Here is a 17516-nt window from a genome sequence, read left to right on the forward strand (position 1 = left end):
GACACTACTTGATCCGTGGCCGCGGTCCGAGGATCGCGGAGCCGACGCGCACGTGTGTCGCGCCCGCCCGGATGCCGTGCTCGAGGTCGCCGCTCATGCCTGCCGAGACCCAGGTCGCGGAGGGGTGGTCGGCCATCAGGTCGCGGTGCACCGCGGCCAGTCGGGAGAAGGCGTCGGCCGGGTCGGCGCCCAGGGGCGCGACGGCCATGACACCCCGGAGGGTGAGCATCCCGGCGGCCTCGACGGCGGCTGCCAGGGCGGGGACGTCGGCCGGGTCGGCGCCCGCCCGCCCCTCGGTGTCCGGGGGGTCGAGGCTGACCTGGACCAGGCAGTCGACAGGGCGCCCGCGGTCGTGGGCGCCCTGGTCGAGCCGGCCGACGAGCTTGGCCCGGTCGACCGACTCGACGACGTCGGCGTAGCGGGCGACGGCCGCCGCCTTGTTGCTCTGCAGTCCACCGATGTAGTGCCAGCGCAGGCCGAGGTCGGCACAGTCGGCCGCCTTGGCCTCCGCCTCCTGGTGCCGGTTCTCCCCCACGTCGGTGACCCCGAGGTCGGCCAGCAGGCGCACGTCGGAGGCGGGGAAGAACTTGGTGACCACCACGAGGGTGACCTCGCCGGGATCCCGGCCGACGTCGCGGCAGGCGCCGGCGATCCGCTGCTGCACCTCCGCCAGCCCGGCCGCGACCTGCTGGCGGCGCTCGGCTGCCGACGCGTTCACGCCGCCACCCCGATCCGCACCAGGCCGGCGAGCCGGCCGGCCGAGGCGCCGTCACGACGGTAGGAGAAGAGGTCGGACGACTCACGCGTGCACCTGCTGGCGTCGACCACCCGCACGCCGCGGTCGGCGAGCTGGGCGCGCACGCCCGCGCCGAGGTCGAGCGACGGGGTGCCCCACGACGTGGTCGCCCGGCTCTCGGGCACCACCGAGGCGACCTCGCCCTGGAGGTCGGCCGGCACCTCGTAGCAGGCGCCGCACACGTGCGGGCCGATCCACGCGGTGAGGTGCTCCGCCCCGAGCTCGCGCAGGCGCGCGACGGCAGCGGGCACCACACCGGCCGCCAGGCCCGGCCGTCCGCAGTGCACCGCACCCACCGCCCGGCCGTCGTCGTCGGCCAGCAGCACCGGCACGCAGTCGGCGGCTCGCACCATCAGGACCACGCCGGCGCGGTCGGTGACGATGGCGTCGGCCCGCGGCCGCTCCCGCGGTGGGTCCGCCGCGGCCTCGACGACGTCGGCCCCGTGCACCTGGTGCAGGTCGCGCAGCGCGGCCCCCGGGGCGAAGTCGTCCAGCAGGCGACGCAGGTTCTCGGCGCGGTGGGCCGCGGCGTCCCCCTCGATCGCGAGGTCGAGCGAGTCGAAGGGAGCGCCGCTGACCCCGCCGAGCCGGTCGGTGAACGCGAGGTGCACCGGGCGGTCGACGGGGCCGTGGGTGGAGCGGTAGGCGTACAAGCGGTTACTTCAGGAAGTCCGGGACGTCGAGGTCGTCGTCGTCGAACTGCACCGGGCGCGGCGCCCGCGCCGGCGCCGCCGGGGCGGGGTCGGCCGCGGGGGACGACGTGGCACCGGATCGGCCCACCGGGGCAGGAGCCTCCGCGGCCTGGGCCGGCCGCTCGCCGGCGGGGCGGCTCGCCACCTGGCTCGCCAGCTGCTGCGCGGCAGCCCGCGTCTCGGCCTGGGACTGCTGGGGCTGGGGCTCGCGGCGCAGCACCGTGCCCTCGTTGCGACGCTTGGGCATCCCGCCGTCGAAGCCCGCGGCGATCACGGTCACCCGGACCTCGTCGCCGAGGGCGTCGTCGATCGTGGCGCCGAAGATGATGTTGGCCTCCTCGTGGGCTGCCGCCGCCACCAGGGCCGCCGCCTCGTTGATCTCGAAGAGGCCGAGGTCCGACCCGCCCGCGATCGAGAGCAGCACGCCGTGCGCCCCGTCGATGCTGGCCTCGAGCAGCGGGCTCGAGACCGCCATCTCCGCGGCCGCGACCGAGCGGTCCTCGCCGCGGGCCGAGCCGATGCCCATCAGGGCGGACCCGGCGTTGGACATCACCGACTTCACGTCCGCGAAGTCGAGGTTGATCAGGCCGGGCGTGGTGATCAGGTCGGTGATGCCGGACACGCCCTGCCACAGCACCTGGTCGGCCTGGCGGAACGCGTCGAGCACCGACACACTGCGGTCGCTGATCGAGAGCAGCCGGTCGTTGGGGATCACGATGAGGGTGTCGACCTCCTCGCGGAGCCGGGCGATGCCCTCCTCGGCGGAGTTGGCGCGACGGCGACCCTCGAAGGCGAACGGCCGCGTGACCACGCCGATGGTGAGCGCGCCGAGCGACCGGGCGATCCGGGCCACCACGGGCGCGCCGCCGGTGCCGGTGCCGCCGCCCTCGCCGGCGGTGACGAAGACCATGTCGGCGCCCTTGAGGACCTCCTCGATCTCGTCGGCGTGGTCCTCGGCGGCACGGCCACCCACCTCGGGGTTGGCGCCGGCGCCGAGCCCGCGGGTGAGCTCGCGGCCGATGTCGAGCTTGACGTCGGCGTCGCTCATCAGGAGCGCCTGGGCGTCGGTGTTGATCGCGATGAACTCGACCCCCTTGAGGCCGACCTCGATCATCCGGTTGACGGCGTTGACACCACCACCACCGATGCCCACGACCTTGATGATGGCCAGGTAGTTCTGAGCTGCTGCCACGGCAGGTGCGCCTCTCGTGATCTGGACCGGCGGGTGCGCCGGGCCGGTGGTCGGTCAAGTCGGTGGGGAAGCAAGCCGCGGGGCCGAAACTGTAACCCTGAACCTGAGGGTTATAGTTATGTCAACCTCGCGTTGTCCAGAACAGTAGGGAGACCGGGAGGGCGAACCGTGCCGACACGCCCGGCGCGGCGCAGATTCCGGGATTTTCTTCCGGCCCGGGTCGACGGGACCCGCCGGACTCACTCGAAGGTGGGCAGCCCGGGGACGCTGACGTCGTAGCGCTCGGCGCGGCGTTCGCGTTCCAGCAGCGGCACCAGCACCTCGGCCTTGAGGTCGGACTGCTCCGCGCTCCCCCACTCGACGGTCCGGCCGTCGCGCAGCACCAGCGTGATCTGGTCGACCGTCACCACGTCGACGTGGTCGACACGCGCCGCGAGGTCGTCGGGCAGCGCGGTGACCACCTCGGCGGCCTCGCGCAACGCGTCGGCGCGGGTGTCGCTCGAGGTCTCGACGAGCGGCAGGTCGGCGGGGGGCTGCTGGTAGTCGCGGAAGAGCACACCGTCGGCGTCCATCCCCCGGACCTGCCCGCTCACGTCGACCACCGCGACGGGCGTCCGCTCCACGACCGCGACGGTCACGCCGTCGGGCCAGTGTCGCGTCACGGTGGCGGAGCGCACGACCGCCAGCGCCTGCACCCGGGCCCGGATCGCGGTCAGGTCGACCCGCGCCAGCGGCTCCCCCAGGGGTACGGCGGCCGCCGCGCGCACCTCGTCCTCCGTGAGCGTCTGCTCCCCCTGCACCTGCACCTGCTCGACGGCCAGCGCCGAGGAGAAGAGGACGAGCCACAGCCCACCGACGACGAGCACCAGCACCAGTGCGACCGCGACGACGTAGCGCCAGGCGAGCCAGCGCCGCGCCCACTGCCGGCGCGCGAACCGCTTGCGGCTGCGCTCGGCGGCCGGGTCGAGGGGCGGGGTGGTGCCGGTCGAGGTCGTGTCGTCGACGGCGGAGCCGCGCGGCCGGGTGTCACGCATCCGAGCGCTCCTCGAGCCTGGCCAGCAGCCGGGGCCCGACCTCGGTGACGTTGCCGGCGCCCAGCGTGAGTACCAGGTCGCCGGGCCGGGCCCGCGCGGCGAGGGCCTCGACCGCGGCAGCCACGTCGGGCACGAAGACGACCCGGTCGGCCGGCAGCGGCACGGCGTCGGCGACCAGGCGTCCGGTGACCTCGGGGTCGGCGTCCTCGCGCGCGAGGTAGACGTCGAGCACGACGACCTCGTCGGCGGCGCCGAGCGCCTCTCCCATCGCCGCGCCGAAGACGCGGGTGCGCGAGACCAGGTGGGGCTGGAAGGCGACCACGAGCCGGCCGTCGCCGGCCACCGACCGGGCCGCCGCCAGGTCGCCGGCGATCTCGACCGGGTGGTGGGCGTAGCTGTCCACGACACGGATGTCGGCGGCCTCGCCCTTGGGCTCCATCCGGCGCCCCGACCCGGTGAAGGCCTCGAGACCGGCGCGCAACCGGTCGAACGGCAGCCCGAGCCGCAGACCGAGCGCCAGCGCGGCGAGCGCGTCGTGCACGTAGTGGCGGCCGGGGATCTGCAGCCGCACGCGCCCCAGACCGGTCTCGCCGTCGTGGACGGTGAACGACGACGTGCTGCCCTCGAAGGCGAGGTCGCTCGCCCGGACGTCGTCGCCGTCTGCCTCGCCCACCCGGACGACCCGGAGCCCGCGGGCCTCCGCCACGGCCGCGAGCTCGGCGGCCCCGGCGTCCGCGGTGCAGCAGACGAGGAGGCCGGCGGGGTCGATGCGGTCGAGGAACTGCACGAAGCCCGCGCGGTAGGCCTCCTCGGTGCCCCACACGTCGAGGTGGTCGGCCTCGACGCTGGTCACGATCGCGGCCCACGGCGTGTAGACGAGGAACGCCCCGTCGCTCTCGTCGGCCTCGGCGACGAACAGCTCGCCGCTCCCGGCGTCCGCGTTGCGGCCGGTCGCGGTCAGGACGCCCCCGACGGCGTACGTCGGGTCCACGTCGCAGGCGAGCAGCGCCGAGGTGAGCAGCGAGGTCGTCGTGGTCTTCCCGTGGGTGCCGGCGACCGCGAGCACGCGGCGTCCGAGCATCACCGACTGCAGCCCGGCGGAGCGGGGCAGCACGCGGACGCCGCGACGGCGGGCCTCCACCACCTCCGGGTTGTCCTCGCGGGCGGCCGTGGTCACCACCACGGTGTCGTCCGGACCGAGGTCACCGAGGTGCTCCGCGGCGTAGCCGAGGTGCACCGGCACACCGAGCTCGCGCAGGGACGGGAGGAAAGGAGTGTCCTGGTCGTCACTGCCGGTGACCGACAGTCCGCGGCCCGCCATGATCCGGGCGATCGCGGAGAGCCCGGCGCCGCCGATGCCGACGAAGTGGACCCGCCCGAGCTCGTCGGCCGGCAGGACGACGTCGGGCACGGGGATCCTCACCGGCGCACTCCCCCGGCCTCGAGCACGATCCGGGCGAGCTTCTCGTCGGCGTCGCGCGGGATCAGCCCCGACGCCGCCGCGCCCATGGCGGCGAGCCGGTCGGGGTCGGTCAGCAGCCCGGGGACGGTCGCGGCCACCCACTGGGGCGTCAGCGCCGAGTCGGCGACCAGCAGACCGCCGCCGGCGTCGACGACGGGCCGCGCGTTGTGCTCCTGCTCCCCGTTGCCGACGGGCAGCGGCACGAAGACGGCGGGCAGGCCGGTGGCGGCGGCCTCGGTGACGCTGTTGGCGCCCGCGCGGCAGACCACGAGGTCGGCGGCGGCGTAGGCGAGGTCCATGCGGTCGACGTAGTCGAGCACGACGTACGGCGTGCCGGTCGCGGCCGGCGCGGCCCCGCCGTGCTTGCCCTGCACGTGCAGCACCTGGATGCCGGCTGCGGAGAGCTCGGCCGCAGCCGCCGACACCGCCCGGTTCAGCGACTGGGCGCCCTGCGAGCCCCCGGTCACGAGCAGCGTGGGCCGGTCGGGGTCGAGGCCGAAGAAGGCGCGCGCCTCGGCACGCGAGGCGGCCCGGTCGAGGGTCGAGATCATCCGTCGCACCGGCAGCCCGACGTACTCCGCGTGCCGCAGCGGCGTGCCGGGGAAGCTGACCGCGACCCGAGCGGCGAAGCGGGCGCCCAGCCGGTTGGCCAGGCCGGGCAGCGAGTTGCCCTCGTGCACCACCACCGGCAGCTTCTGTCGCCGGGCGGCGAGGTAGGCCGGGACCGAGACGTACCCGCCGTAGCCGACCACGACGTCGGGCCGCACCCGGTCGAGCACGGCCGAGGTCGCGCGCACCGCGCCGCGCAGCCGCGTCGGCACCTTGAGCAGGTCCGCGCCGGGGCGGCGCGGGAGCGGCACGGGCGGCACGAGCTCGAGCGGGTAGCCGGCCTCGGGGACCACGCGCGTCTCGAGCCCGCGGGACGTGCCCAGGCAGGTCACCTCGACGTCGGGGTCGAGCCGGCGCAACGCGTCGGCGGTGGCGATGAGGGGCGAGGTGTGGCCGGCAGTGCCACCGCCGGCGAGGAGGATGCGCATCGGGTCGAGTCTAGGGACGGGCGATCAGTCGCCCACGCCGGGGACGCGGCCGGCCGAGAGCCCGGAGGAGCGCGCGCGGCGGCGCTGCGCGAGGGCCCGCGCCGCCTCGGGCTCGCGCCGGGCGAAGCCGATGAGGAGGCCGAGCGCGACCAGCGACGGCACCAGCGCCGAGCCGCCGTAGGAGACCAGCGGCAGCGGGATGCCGATGACCGGGAGCAGCGCGAGCACCATGCCGACGTTGATGATCATCTGGCCGATCAGCCAGACCACGATGCCGAAGGTCAGGTAGCGCACGAAGGGGTCGCGGGTCTCGCGCGCGACCCGGATCGCGGCGTAGGCGATGGTCAGGAACAGCGCGATCACCAGCAGCGTGCCGACCAGGCCGAGCTCCTCGCCGAGCACGGCGAAGATGAAGTCCGTGTGGGCCTCGGGCAGGTCACCCCACTTCTGCTGGCTGGCGCCGATGCCCTGCCCGAACCACCCGCCGGAGGAGAGGGCGTAGAGGCCGTGGGCCGGCTGCCAGCCCGCGTCGTGGTAGTCCTTGAAGGGGTCGACGAAGTTGGTGAGCCGGTCGCGGCGCTCGGGGTCGGTGGAGGCCAGCCAGATCGCCACCACGCCGACCACGCTGATCGCGATCGTGAACAGCCGGGCGGGTGCGCCGACCACCCACAGCAGCGCGAGCATGATCGCGAACAGCACCAGCGCGGTCCCGAGGTCGCGGCCGATGATCACCAGCCCGGCCATCCCCAGGATCACCGGCACCACCGGGACCAGCACGTGGTGCAGGCTGCCGAGCCGTCGGTCCTTCTGCGCGTAGACGTGCGCCGCCCAGAGCACGATCGCGAGCTTGGCGATCTCCGAGGGCTGGATCTGCACGGGACCCAGCGCGAGCCAGTTGGTGTTGCCGTTGACGGTCGTGCCGAGCGGGGTCTGGGTGAGCGCGAGCAGCACCACCGCGACACCGATGCCGAGCCACGAGACCTGCCGGATCACGCCGTGCGGGAGCCGCGAGGCCACCCAGGCGCACGGCACGCCGATCGCGACCCACAGCAGCTGGCGCTTGACGATCGCGTAGGAGTCGCCGTCGTGCTCCTGGAAGGAGTAGACGCTCGAGGCGCTCAGCACCATGATCAGCCCGATCACCAGCAGCAGGGCCGAGGCCCCGAGCAGCAGGTAGTAGGACGTGAGCGGGCGGTCGAGCGCATGCCGGGCGGCGGCGTACCAGCTCACCGGTCCGGTACGGCGGGCGGCAGTGGCGGCGGGTAGGTCCGAGCGCCTGACCGGGGTCGTGGTCACTCCTGCCCCTTCCCGGCCGTGCGGCCCGTCTCAGCCTGCTCCCTCGAGGTGCCGCCGCACCGCCGCCGCGAAGGCGTCGCCGCGTGCGGCGTAGTTGGTGAACATGTCCATCGACGCGCAGCCCGGGGCCAGCAGCACCGTGTCGCCGGGACGAGCCAGGTCGGCCGCCGCCCGGACCACGCGGTCCATGGAACCGTGTCCGCGACCAGTCTCGCCGTCGTCCACGACGATGACCGGCACATCGGGGGCGTGTCGCGCAAGTGCCGCGGCGATGACGTCGCGATCGCGACCGAGCAGCACGACGCCCCGCAGGCGGCCGGCCACGTCGGTGACGAGGTCGTCGAAGGACGCGCCCTTGGCCAGGCCCCCGGCCACCCAGACGACGGGGTCGTAGCCGCGCAGCGAGGAGCGCGCGGCGTGCGGGTTGGTCGCCTTGGAGTCGTCGACCCACGCGATGCCGTCGCGCTCGGCGACCACGGCGATCCGGTGGCCGTCGGGGCGGAACCCCCGCAGCCCGTCGCGCACGGCCGACGCCGGGACGCCGTGCGCCCGGGCCAGCGCCGCGGCAGCCAGCGCGTTCTCGACCATGTGCGGCGCCGACGAGCCGAGGTCGTCGAGGGTGCACAGCTCGGCGGCGCTGGTCGCGCGGGTCTCGACGAAGGCGCGGTCGGCGAGGATGTTCTCGACCAGGCCGAGCATCCCCGGCGCGGGCGTGCCGAGCGTGAAGCCGATCGCCCGCGCCCCCTCCTCGACGTCGGCGTCGCGCACGAGCTGCTCGGTGAGCGGGTCGGCGACGTTGTAGACGCACGCCTGCTGCACGCCCTCGTAGATCCGGCCCTTGTCGGCGGCGTAGTCGGCCATGCCGGTCGGGCCGGGGTACCAGTCGAGGTGGTCCTCGGCGAGGTTGAGCACCGCAGCCGACTCCGCGGCCATCGAGTGCACGTAGTGCAGCTGGAAGCTCGACAGCTCCACCGCCATCACGTCGAGCGGCGCGGGGTCCATCACCGCCTCCACCACCGGACGGCCGACGTTGCCCACCGCGGCCGAACGGAGCCCGGCGGCCCGCAGGATCGCGTCGAGCATCTGCACGGTCGTGGTCTTGCCGTTGGTGCCGGTGACCGCCAGCCACGGCACGGGGTTGTCGGGGTCGCGCAGGCGCCAGGCCAGCTCGACCTCGCCCCACACGGGTACGCCGCGTGCGGCGGCCTGGGCGAGCAGCGGCGACGACGGGTGCCAGCCGGGCGAGGTGACGACCACGTCGACGTCGTCGGGCAGGGTGGCGGTCGCGCCGGGGCCGAGCCGGATGGTGGCGCCGAGGGCCTCGAGGAGCTGGGCACGCTCCTGCCGGTCGTCGTCGCCGGGCGACTCGTCGAGGGCGGTCACCGAGGCACCGAGGAAGGCGAGGTTGTCGGCCGCGGCGAAGCCCGAGACGCCGAACCCGGCGACCACCGCCCGGACGCCGTCCCAGGGGTCGGTGCGACCGAGGAGGGAGGGGTCGCTCATGCTCCGGCGACCCACTCGGCGTAGAAGATGCCGAGGCCGGCGGCCACGGTGAGCCCGGTGATGATCCAGAAGCGGATCACGACGTTGACCTGCTCCCACCCGAGCATCTCGAAGTGGTGGTGGATCGGCGCGATGCGGAAGATCCGCCGGCCGGTCCCGGTGAAGCGCTTGGTGGTCTTGAACCACGTCACCTGCAGCATCACCGACAGGGTCTCGAGCAGGAAGATCCCACCGATCACCATCAGCAGCAGCTCGGTGCGGGTCAGGATGGCGAACCCGGCCAGCGCGCCGCCCAGCGCCAGCGACCCGGTGTCACCCATGAAGATCGAGGCGGGCGAGGCGTTCCACCACAGGAAGCCGAAGCACGCCCCGGTGATCGCGGCCGCGATGATCGCGAGGTCGAGCGGGTCGCGCACCTCGTAGCACTTGCCGTAGGTGATGTCGGGCTGGCCGCACCACTGGTTGTTCTGCCAGATGTTGACCAGCGTGTAGGCCCCGAAGACCATCACGCTCGCGCCGGTGGCCAGCCCGTCGAGGCCGTCGGTGAGGTTCACGCCGTTCGTGGTGCCGGCGATGATGAACCAGAAGAGCAGCACCACGACCGCCGCCGGCAGGACGAACGTCTCGATGTCGCGGATGAAGGAGAGGTGCAGCGAGGCCGGGGTCTGGCCGCGGCTGTCCTCGAGCCCCGGCCACAGCGCCAGCACGCCGAACGTGAGAGCGACGACGGACAGACCGATCATCTTGGCCTTGCTGCGCAGGCCGAGGCTGCGCTGCTTGGCGATCTTGATGTAGTCGTCGACGAAGCCGACCAGCCCGGTACCCACGAAGAGGAACAGCAGCAGGATGGCCGAGGCGGTGGGCAGGTCGCCGCTGAGCAGCTTGGCGCCGAAGTAGCCGATGAGCGTGGCCAGGATGATCACGATGCCGCCCATGGTGGGCGTGCCGCGCTTGGTGTGGTGGCTGGTGGGGCCGTCGTCGCGGATCTCCTGCCCGTAGCCCCGCTGGGTCAGCCAGGTGATCGCGAGCCGGGTCCCGAGCAGGGACACGATCAGCGCGAGCCCGCCACCGAACAGGATGGCTTTCACGGCAGGGTCTCCTCCAGCAGTCCGTCGGCGACGAGTTCGAGTGCGGCGCCACGGGAGGCCTTGACCAGCACGACGTCCCCGGCCGCGACATTCTGTCGCAACCAGGTCAGCGCCTCGTCGCGGCCCGCCGTACGCACCGCCACGCCGGTCCAGCCGTCGTGCGCGGCGGCGGCGTCCGCGATGTCCGCGGCGACCTCGCCCACGGTGAGAACCACGTCGGTGCCGGACTCCGCCGCGAAGCGGCCCACACGCCGGTGGCCGGACCGGGTCTCGTCCCCCAGCTCCCGCATCTCCCCGAGCACGGCGACGGTGCGGGCGCCCCGCCGACGGCCCATCACCGCCAGGGTGTGGAGGGCGGCCTCCATCGAGTCGGGGTTGGCGTTGTAGGCGTCGTTGACCACGACCACGCCGTCGGCGCGCTCGTGCAGCTGCATCCGCCACGGCGAGGTGGCCTGCGCGGTGGTGAGGGCGTCCGCGACCTCGTCGAAGGGTCGCCCGGCGCCGAGGGCGAGGGCGGCGGCCGCGCAGGCGTTGGCGACCTGGTGGGCGCCCGACTGCGTCAGCGTCACCCGACGCCACGCGCCGCCGTACCCCATCTCGAACGACGGGCGGCCGAGGTCGTCGGCCTCGACGGCGCGCCAGGCGACGTCACCCGCGCTGCCGAAGGTGAGCACCCGGGCGAGGGTCCGGGGCCGCATGGCGGACACGAGCTCGTCGTCGGCGTTGAGGACGGCGACGCCGTCGGGCCGCAGCGCCTCGACGATCTCTCCCTTGGTCTGCGCGATCACCTCGCGCGAGCCGAACTCGCCGACGTGCGCGGTGCCGACGTTGAGCACGGCCGCGACCGACGGCGGGGCCACCTCGCACAGGTAGGCGATGTTGCCGAGGTTGCGGGCCCCCATCTCGACGACGAGGAAGCGGGTCTCCTCCGTCGCGCGCAGCACGGTGAGGGGCACGCCGAGCTCGTTGTTGAAGTTCCCGCGGGTCGCCACGGTCGCGCCCGCGACCGCGAGCACGTGGGCGAGGTAGTCCTTGGTGCCGGTCTTGCCCTGCGAGCCGGTCAGCGCCACGACCGTCGGTCGCAGCGTGTCGACGACGTGCCGCGCCAGCCGGCCCAGGGCGGCCACGGGGTCGTCGACGACGACCGTCGGCACGCCGGTCGGCCGCGAGCCCAGCACGGCGGCGGCGCCGTCGGCCACCGCGCCCGCGGCGTACTCGTGCCCGTCGACCCGCTCCCCCGCCACGGCGACGAAGAGGCCGCCCGCCTCGGGCGCCCTGCTGTCCACGAAGGCGGCGCCGGTCACCGTGGTCGCCGGGTCGCCGTCGACCTCGCCGCCCACGACGGCGGCCACCTCGGCCAGGGTCATCGGGATCACCGACCCACCACTCCTGCCAGCTCCTCACGCACCACGTCGCGGTCGTCGAACGGCTGGACGACGTCGCCGACCTGCTGCCCCGCCTCGTGCCCCTTGCCGGCCACCAGCACGATGTCGCCGGGCCGCGCCGCCTCGAGCGCCGTGCGGATGGCCACCCGCCGGTCCCCGACCTCGCGCACCTCGGCCGGGCCCGCGGCGGCGCCGGCGAGCAGCGCCTGCCGGATCGCGGCCGGGTCCTCGCGGCGCGGGTTGTCGTCGGTGACCACGACCAGGTCGGCGAGCCGGGCCGCGATCTCCCCCATGATCGGGCGCTTGCCGGGGTCACGGTCGCCGCCGGCGCCGATGACCACGATCACGCGACCGTCGGTGAGCGGGCGGAGCGTGCGGAGGGCGGCCTCCACGGCGTCCGGCTTGTGGGCGTAGTCGACGACGACGGCGAACTCCTGCCCCGCGTCCACCCTCTCGAACCGTCCGGGCACGCCCGCACCGCCGGCGAGGCCCGCGGCGACGCGTGCGGGGTCGAGGCCGGCCTCGCCGCACGCGGCCACGGCCGCCAGGGCGTTGGCGACGTTGAAGGCGCCGGGCAGCGGTACGCCGGCGGGGTGGCGGCTGCCGTCGGGGGCGACCACCACGAACGTCGAGCCGTCGGGCGCCAGGTCGACCTCGACGGCCCGCCAGTCGGCCGCGCGACCCGTCGCGGAGAAGGTGCGCACCGGCACCGTCGCCTGCTCCACCAGCCGCCGTCCGTGCTCGTCGTCGACGTTGACGAGCCCCAGCCGGGAGCGTCCGGGGGTGAAGAGCGAGGCCTTGGCCCGGAAGTAGTCCTCGACGTCGGTGTGGAAGTCGAGGTGGTCACGCCCGAGGTTGGTGAACACCGCGACGTCGAAGACCACGCCGTCCACGCGCCCCATGACGAGGGCGTGGCTCGAGACCTCCATCGCGCAGGCCTCGACGCCGCGCTCGCGCATCACCGCGAACAGCGCGTGCAGGTCGGGGGCCTCGGGGGTGGTCAGGGCGGTCTTCACCTCGACCCCGGCGATCCGGGTGCCGAGCGTGCCGACCACGCCGGCCACCGTGCCGGCGGCGGCGAGCGCGCCCTCGGCGAGCCGGGTGGTCGTGGTCTTGCCCTGGGTCCCCGTGATGCCGATCATCCGCATCGCCGCAGCCGGCTCGCCGTACACGTGGGCGGCGAGGCGTCCGAGCACCCGTCGCGGCTCCGGGACGACGAGCACGGGGACGCGGTCGAGGACGTCGCCGGGGGCCGCGTCGAGTCCCGCGTCGTCGGTCAGCAGCGCGACCGCGCCGGCGGCCACGGCGTCCGCGGCGAAGGTGATGCCGTGTGCGCGCGAGCCCGGGAGGCCGGCGTAGAGGTCGCCGGGGACGATCCGCTGCGAGCTGAGCGAGACCCCGGACACCGCCGGACCGGCGCCGTCGAGACGGACGGCGCGAACGTCCGGCACCGCGTCCGCGAGCCACGCCACGAGCTCACCGAGGTTGAGCGCGGGCGGGTGCTGGGGCCGGGTGGCGGCGAGCAGGGACGCCGCGCCCGCGGGGTCCGGGCTGGTCACCCGCCGAGGCTACCGACCGGGGTCGGCAGCGGCCGACCACCCCTGCCCTGCGTCGTCCGGGTCACCACTCGACCGGGAGCCTGGAGGGCTGCGTGCCGGTGGGCGGGACCTGGTAGCGACGCAGCGCGAAGCCCATGATCTGGGAGAACGCCGGGCCGGCCACGGACCCACCGCCGCCGCCGTTGCGGGGGTTGTGCACCACGACGTACACGGTGAAGGCGGGGTCGTCGGCGGGTGCGAACCCGGCGAAGGACACGGTGGTGCCGCGGTAGCAGCCGCACGCGGAGTCGACCCGCTCGGCGGTACCGGTCTTGCCGGCGACGCGGTAGCCGGGCACCGCCGCCAGGGGCGCGACACCGTCCTCGGGGTCGAGCACCCGCTCCATCATGTGCGCGGTCTCGTGCGCGGCCTGGGCGCTGATCACCCGACGCACGGTGGTGCGGTCGGTGCCGACCACCGTGCCGTCGTCCATGGTGGCCGAGCCCTGGATCAGGCTGGGGTCCACGCGGAGGCCGTCGTTGGCGATGGTGTTGATCGCGGCCGCCATCTGCACCGCGTTGACGGAGAGCGACTGGCCGAAGGCGATCCGGTCGTCGACCAGGTTGGTCCAGGCGCTGCCCGAGGGCAGGATGCCCCTGCTCTCGCCCCGGACACCCACCCCGGTGGCGGCCCCGAGCCCGAACTCGGTGAGGTAGTGGCGCAGCTGGCCCGGCGCGAACCGGTCCGCGGCGAGCACGGTGCCGATGTTCGACGACTTCGCGATCACGCCGGCCAGCGTCAGGTGGATCATCCCGTGCGGGAACCAGTCGGTGATCGTGCGGGTGTCGCGCGTCAGGGAGCCGGGCACCTTGAGCCGGGTGTGGGGCGTCACCTTGCCGGCGTCGATGAGCGCGCTGAGGGTCAGCGCCTTCTCCACCGACCCGGGCTCGTAGACGTCGGAGAGCGCGCGGGAGACCCGGTCGGCCCGGGGGTACTCACCGGGGTCGTTGGCGTCGAACGTCGGGTCGTCGGCGACGGCGAGCAGCTCGCCCGTGTGGGTGTCCATCACCACCGCGAAGCCGGAGTCGCCGCGGGCGTCCTCGACGGTCTGGCGGAGCACCCGCTGCACGTACCACTGCAGGTCGAGGTCGATGGTCGTGTGGAGGTCCTGGCCGTCGACCGGGTCGACGGTCGTGCTGTCGCCGAGCGGGATCCGCGCACCCCCGCCGGCCTCGTAGCGAGCGGAGCCGTCGGAGCCGGCGAGCATGTGGTCGAAGGTGAGCTCGAAGCCGGCGAGCGCCTCGTCGATGCCCACGAAGCCGACCAGGTTGGCCGCCACGTCGTCGGCGGGGTACTCACGCACGGGGTCGCGCTGCAGGGTCAGGCCCTCGAAGCCGCGCTGGTCGGCCTCGTCGAGCACGTCGTTGGCGAGGGTGGCCGGCACCCTGCGGGCGAGGTACTCGTAGCGGCTGCCCTCCTCGCGGAGCCGGGGCAGGATGGTGAAGTAGTCGACGTCGAGCCGCTCGGCGAGGAACTTGGCGATCTCCGGTGCCTGCGGCGCGGTCAGTGCCGGGTCACCGATGACCATCATCCCGTCGACCGAGGTCGCGAGGGGCTCGCCGTTGCGGTCGAGGATGTCGCCCCGGGTGGCCGGCAGCACCACGTCGACCATGCCCTCGGCGGCCGCCATCTCGGCGTACGCACCGGGGTCGACGCCCTGGAGCTGCACCAGCCTTGCGCCGAAGACCGACAGCACCATCGCGATCAGCACGAAGCCGATCCTGAGCCGCAGCATCGGCGCTCCGCGCAGGCTGCCGCGCGGACGGCGGCCCGGCGCGCGCGTGGTGCGGAGGTTGCCCCTCCTGCGTCCTCTGCCGGTCACGGTGTCCTCTCCCCGCCCGTCCTCAGCCCCGGCCGCCGCGGCCGGAGCCCGGGTTGCCGTTGTTGCCGCTGCCCGCGGCCCGGTCGCGGCCCGCGTCGCGCGCCGACGGCTTCGGGTCGGCCACGACGGTGGTCACGATCGGGGCCGGGGTCAGGACCGGCGGCTTGGCCGGCGGGCGCGGCTGCAGGCGGAGGGAGCCGTCGGCCACCGCCGGCGTCGGGGTGCCGAGGACCTTGCCGTCGGCGAGACGGAGGAAGGCCGGTGCGCCGGCGGGCACCATGCCGAGGCGGTGCGCCTGCTCGGCGACCCGCTGCGGGTCGCGGAGGGCGTCGAGCTCGCGCTGCAGGGTCTGCTCGCGGGCGTCGAGCGTGGTCGCCTGGTCCTCGAGCTCGGCCGCCGCGAAGGACGCCTGCTGCATCGAGGTGTTGAACAGCAGGAGACCGACCACGCCGCCGAGCAGCACCAGGCTGACCAGCACCACGAACGGCATCCGCGCCGCCTCCCGCTGCCGCCGGGGGACGACGGTGAGGCGCGCACGCTCGACCGCGGCTCCGGCGATCCGCGGGACCCGCGACCGCACCTGCACGAGTGGACTGCTCACGAGGCTGCTCCCCTGTCTCGAGACGTCACTGCTGCGGGCCCGGTGTCCCGGACCCGCTCCACCGCCCGCAGCCGCACCGAGGCGGCCCGCGGGTTCTCACCGACCTCGTCGGCGTTCGCCTTCTCCGCACCCCGGGTGACCGTCCGGAACGCCGGCTCGCTGCCCTCCGGCACGAACGGCAGGTCCTCGGGCACCTCGCTGCGGGTGACGGCGGTGAACGCGCGCTTCACCGTCCGGTCCTCCAGCGAGTGGTAGGACTCCACGACCACGCGACCGCCCACGCCGACGGCGTCGAGCGCGGCGGGCAGCGCGCGCCGCAGCACCGCGAGCTCGTCGTTGACCTCCATCCGCAACGCCTGGAAGGTGCGCTTGGCCGGGTGTCCACCGGTACGGCGCGCCGGGGCGGGGATCTCGGCGTACAGCAGCTCGACGAGCCGGGCGGAGGTCGTGAACGGTTCCTTCTCGCGCTCGCGGACCACGGCGGCGGCGATCTTGCGGGCGAACTTCTCCTCGCCCCAGTCGCGCAGCACGCGGGTCAGCTCGGCGGCGGAGTAGGTGTTGAGCACGTCGGCCGCGGTGGGACCGCCCGAGGACGGGTCCATCCGCATGTCGAGGGGGGCGTCGGCGGCGTAGGCGAAGCCGCGCTCGGGCAGGTCGAGCTGCATCGAGGAGACGCCGAGGTCGAAGAGCACCGCGTCGACGACGTCGAGCTCGAGCTCGGCGAGCACCCGCGGGATCTCGTCGTACACCGCGTGCGCGGGGGTGAAGCGGTCGCCGAACGGTGCGAGGCGCTCGCTGGCCAGTGCCAGGGCGTCGCGGTCGCGGTCGACGCCGACCGCGCGGGCCTGCGGGCACCGGGTCAGCACGGCCTCGGTGTGGCCGCCGAGCCCGAGCGTGGCGTCGACGAGGACGGCACCCGCGTGGTCGAGCGGGGGTGCGAGAAGGGAGACGACCCGGTCACGCAGGACCGGGACGTGGGTGGGGCCGCTCATGCTCAGGCCTGGCGACCCAGGTGCGTGAGCAGCACGAGGCAGGTCGCCACGGCCACCGACGTGCCGAGGGAGAAGGCCATCACGGCCACGGCCTCCCGGGCCTGGTGGCGGACCCGTCGGGTGACGGGTGCGTCCTGCGCGATGCTCATCGGTTCGACCCCAGTGCTGCTCGGGTGGTGCTCGGGTGCTGCTCGGGAAGGTGGTGCGCCGAGAAAGAAGGAGGACGGCTCGTCGGGCCAGGTCCCAGCCCGCTCCCGCGTTGTGGGAAGCGCCATCAGGGGCCGGGGAAGGTGTCCCAGAGGGCGGTGTGGGGAGCGGGCTCGAGGCCTCGTCCGACGAACCGTTCTGCAGTTGTGTCCGGGTGGTGCTCGGGGTGGTGCTCGGGGTGGTGCTCGGGGTCAGACCCCGGGGAAGACTTCTTCGCTCAGCTCCGCGAAGGCGGACTCGCCGGCCTCGGAGTACTCCTGCCAGCGGTGCGGGTCCCAGATCTCGACCCGGTTCATCACGCCGATCACGACGACGTCCTTGCGCAGCGCGGCGTACTCGCGCAGCATCGGCGGGATCGTGATCCGGCCCTGCTTGTCCGGGGTGTCGTCCGTGGCGCCGGCGAACAGGAAGCGCAGGTAGTCGCGCGCCCCCTTCACCGTCACCGGAGCCTCCTGGGCCCGACGGGCGATCTGCTCGAACTCACCAGCGGGCCAGACGGTGAGGCACCGCTCCTGTCCTCTGGTCACCACGAGTCCCTCCGCCAGCTGGTCCCTGAACTTGGCCGGGAGGAAGAGCCGCCCCTTCTCGTCGAGCTTCGGCGTGTAGGTGCCCATGAAGAACATCGGGCACCTCCTCCGGAGCCCCGATCCGGGACCCTTCCTCCACTTCGCTCCACCATACGCCACTTTGCACCACCGTCAACCACATTCGCGGCGTTTTCCCCACCGGTCCGCACGGGCGGCGAGCCGGCGGCTGCGGCGGCGGGCGTGCGGGCGACGACGCGTCTGTGCAGGTCAGAGGCGTGTCGGCG

The 17516-nt window shown here is 74.2% G+C and carries 16 protein-coding genes; all 16 read right to left on the bottom strand.

The window, feature by feature from the left end; genetic code table 11:
• Positions 1-4: 4 nt before the first annotated feature.
• Positions 5-718 (bottom strand): YggS family pyridoxal phosphate-dependent enzyme, encoded by a 714-nt coding sequence (locus tag ACFPGP_RS19720; protein ID WP_378592696.1) that lies wholly within the window; start codon positions 716-718, stop codon positions 5-7.
• Complete coding sequence (pgeF, locus tag ACFPGP_RS19725) at positions 715-1449, bottom strand: peptidoglycan editing factor PgeF (RefSeq protein WP_378592698.1); 735 nt, start codon at positions 1447-1449, stop codon at positions 715-717. The genes ACFPGP_RS19720 and pgeF overlap by 4 nt, the downstream gene beginning before the upstream one ends.
• Positions 1450-1453: 4 nt before the next feature.
• Positions 1454-2680, bottom strand: a complete 1227-nt coding sequence (gene ftsZ / locus ACFPGP_RS19730; RefSeq protein WP_378592700.1) for a cell division protein FtsZ — start codon at positions 2678-2680, stop codon at positions 1454-1456.
• Between the two features lie 239 nt (positions 2681-2919).
• A complete protein-coding gene (locus ACFPGP_RS19735; protein WP_378592702.1) occupies positions 2920-3714 on the bottom strand; it encodes a cell division protein FtsQ/DivIB in 795 nt (264 codons plus the stop codon).
• The gene (murC, locus tag ACFPGP_RS19740; protein WP_378592704.1) at positions 3707-5125 is read right to left on the bottom strand and encodes a UDP-N-acetylmuramate--L-alanine ligase; all 1419 of its coding nucleotides are present in this window, start codon (positions 5123-5125) and stop codon (positions 3707-3709) included. Before murC ends, ACFPGP_RS19735 begins: the two co-directional genes overlap by 8 nt.
• Before the next feature lie 8 nt (positions 5126-5133).
• Complete coding sequence (gene murG / locus ACFPGP_RS19745; protein ID WP_378592706.1) at positions 5134-6213, bottom strand: undecaprenyldiphospho-muramoylpentapeptide beta-N-acetylglucosaminyltransferase; 1080 nt, start codon at positions 6211-6213, stop codon at positions 5134-5136.
• Between the two features lie 24 nt (positions 6214-6237).
• Positions 6238-7509: a putative lipid II flippase FtsW gene (gene ftsW / locus ACFPGP_RS19750; protein ID WP_378592708.1), complete on the bottom strand. Its 1272-nt coding sequence runs from the start codon at positions 7507-7509 to the stop codon at positions 6238-6240.
• 30 nt (positions 7510-7539) lie between these two features.
• Entirely contained in the window at positions 7540-9027 is a 1488-nt protein-coding gene (gene murD / locus ACFPGP_RS19755; RefSeq protein ID WP_378592709.1) for a UDP-N-acetylmuramoyl-L-alanine--D-glutamate ligase, read from the bottom strand.
• Positions 9009-10100, bottom strand: a complete 1092-nt coding sequence (gene mraY / locus ACFPGP_RS19760) for a phospho-N-acetylmuramoyl-pentapeptide-transferase (RefSeq protein WP_378592711.1) — start codon at positions 10098-10100, stop codon at positions 9009-9011. The genes murD and mraY overlap by 19 nt, the downstream gene beginning before the upstream one ends.
• Positions 10097-11467, bottom strand: coding sequence for a UDP-N-acetylmuramoyl-tripeptide--D-alanyl-D-alanine ligase (locus tag ACFPGP_RS19765; RefSeq protein ID WP_378593565.1), 1371 nt, complete (start codon positions 11465-11467; stop codon positions 10097-10099). Before ACFPGP_RS19765 ends, mraY begins: the two co-directional genes overlap by 4 nt.
• 5 nt (positions 11468-11472) lie before the next feature.
• Positions 11473-13044 (bottom strand): UDP-N-acetylmuramoyl-L-alanyl-D-glutamate--2,6-diaminopimelate ligase, encoded by a 1572-nt coding sequence (locus tag ACFPGP_RS19770; RefSeq protein ID WP_465263273.1) that lies wholly within the window; start codon positions 13042-13044, stop codon positions 11473-11475.
• Between the two features lie 61 nt (positions 13045-13105).
• The gene (locus ACFPGP_RS19775; protein WP_378592712.1) at positions 13106-14818 is read right to left on the bottom strand and encodes a peptidoglycan D,D-transpeptidase FtsI family protein; all 1713 of its coding nucleotides are present in this window, start codon (positions 14816-14818) and stop codon (positions 13106-13108) included.
• Positions 14819-14927: 109 nt separating this feature from the next.
• Positions 14928-15506 (bottom strand): cell division protein FtsL, encoded by a 579-nt coding sequence (gene ftsL, locus ACFPGP_RS19780; RefSeq protein ID WP_378592713.1) that lies wholly within the window; start codon positions 15504-15506, stop codon positions 14928-14930.
• Positions 15503-16498: a 16S rRNA (cytosine(1402)-N(4))-methyltransferase RsmH gene (rsmH, locus tag ACFPGP_RS19785; RefSeq protein ID WP_378592714.1), complete on the bottom strand. Its 996-nt coding sequence runs from the start codon at positions 16496-16498 to the stop codon at positions 15503-15505. The genes ftsL and rsmH overlap by 4 nt, the downstream gene beginning before the upstream one ends.
• A gap of 2 nt (positions 16499-16500) precedes the next feature.
• A complete protein-coding gene (locus ACFPGP_RS19790; RefSeq protein ID WP_378592716.1) occupies positions 16501-16647 on the bottom strand; it encodes a hypothetical protein in 147 nt (48 codons plus the stop codon).
• Between the two features lie 249 nt (positions 16648-16896).
• A complete protein-coding gene (gene mraZ / locus ACFPGP_RS19795; protein ID WP_378592717.1) occupies positions 16897-17328 on the bottom strand; it encodes a division/cell wall cluster transcriptional repressor MraZ in 432 nt (143 codons plus the stop codon).
• Between the last annotated feature and the right edge of the window lie 188 nt (positions 17329-17516).

Source organism: Nocardioides taihuensis (assembly GCF_042657275.1).
In the GTDB taxonomy this organism is placed as follows: Bacteria; Actinomycetota; Actinomycetes; order Propionibacteriales; family Nocardioidaceae; genus Nocardioides; species Nocardioides taihuensis.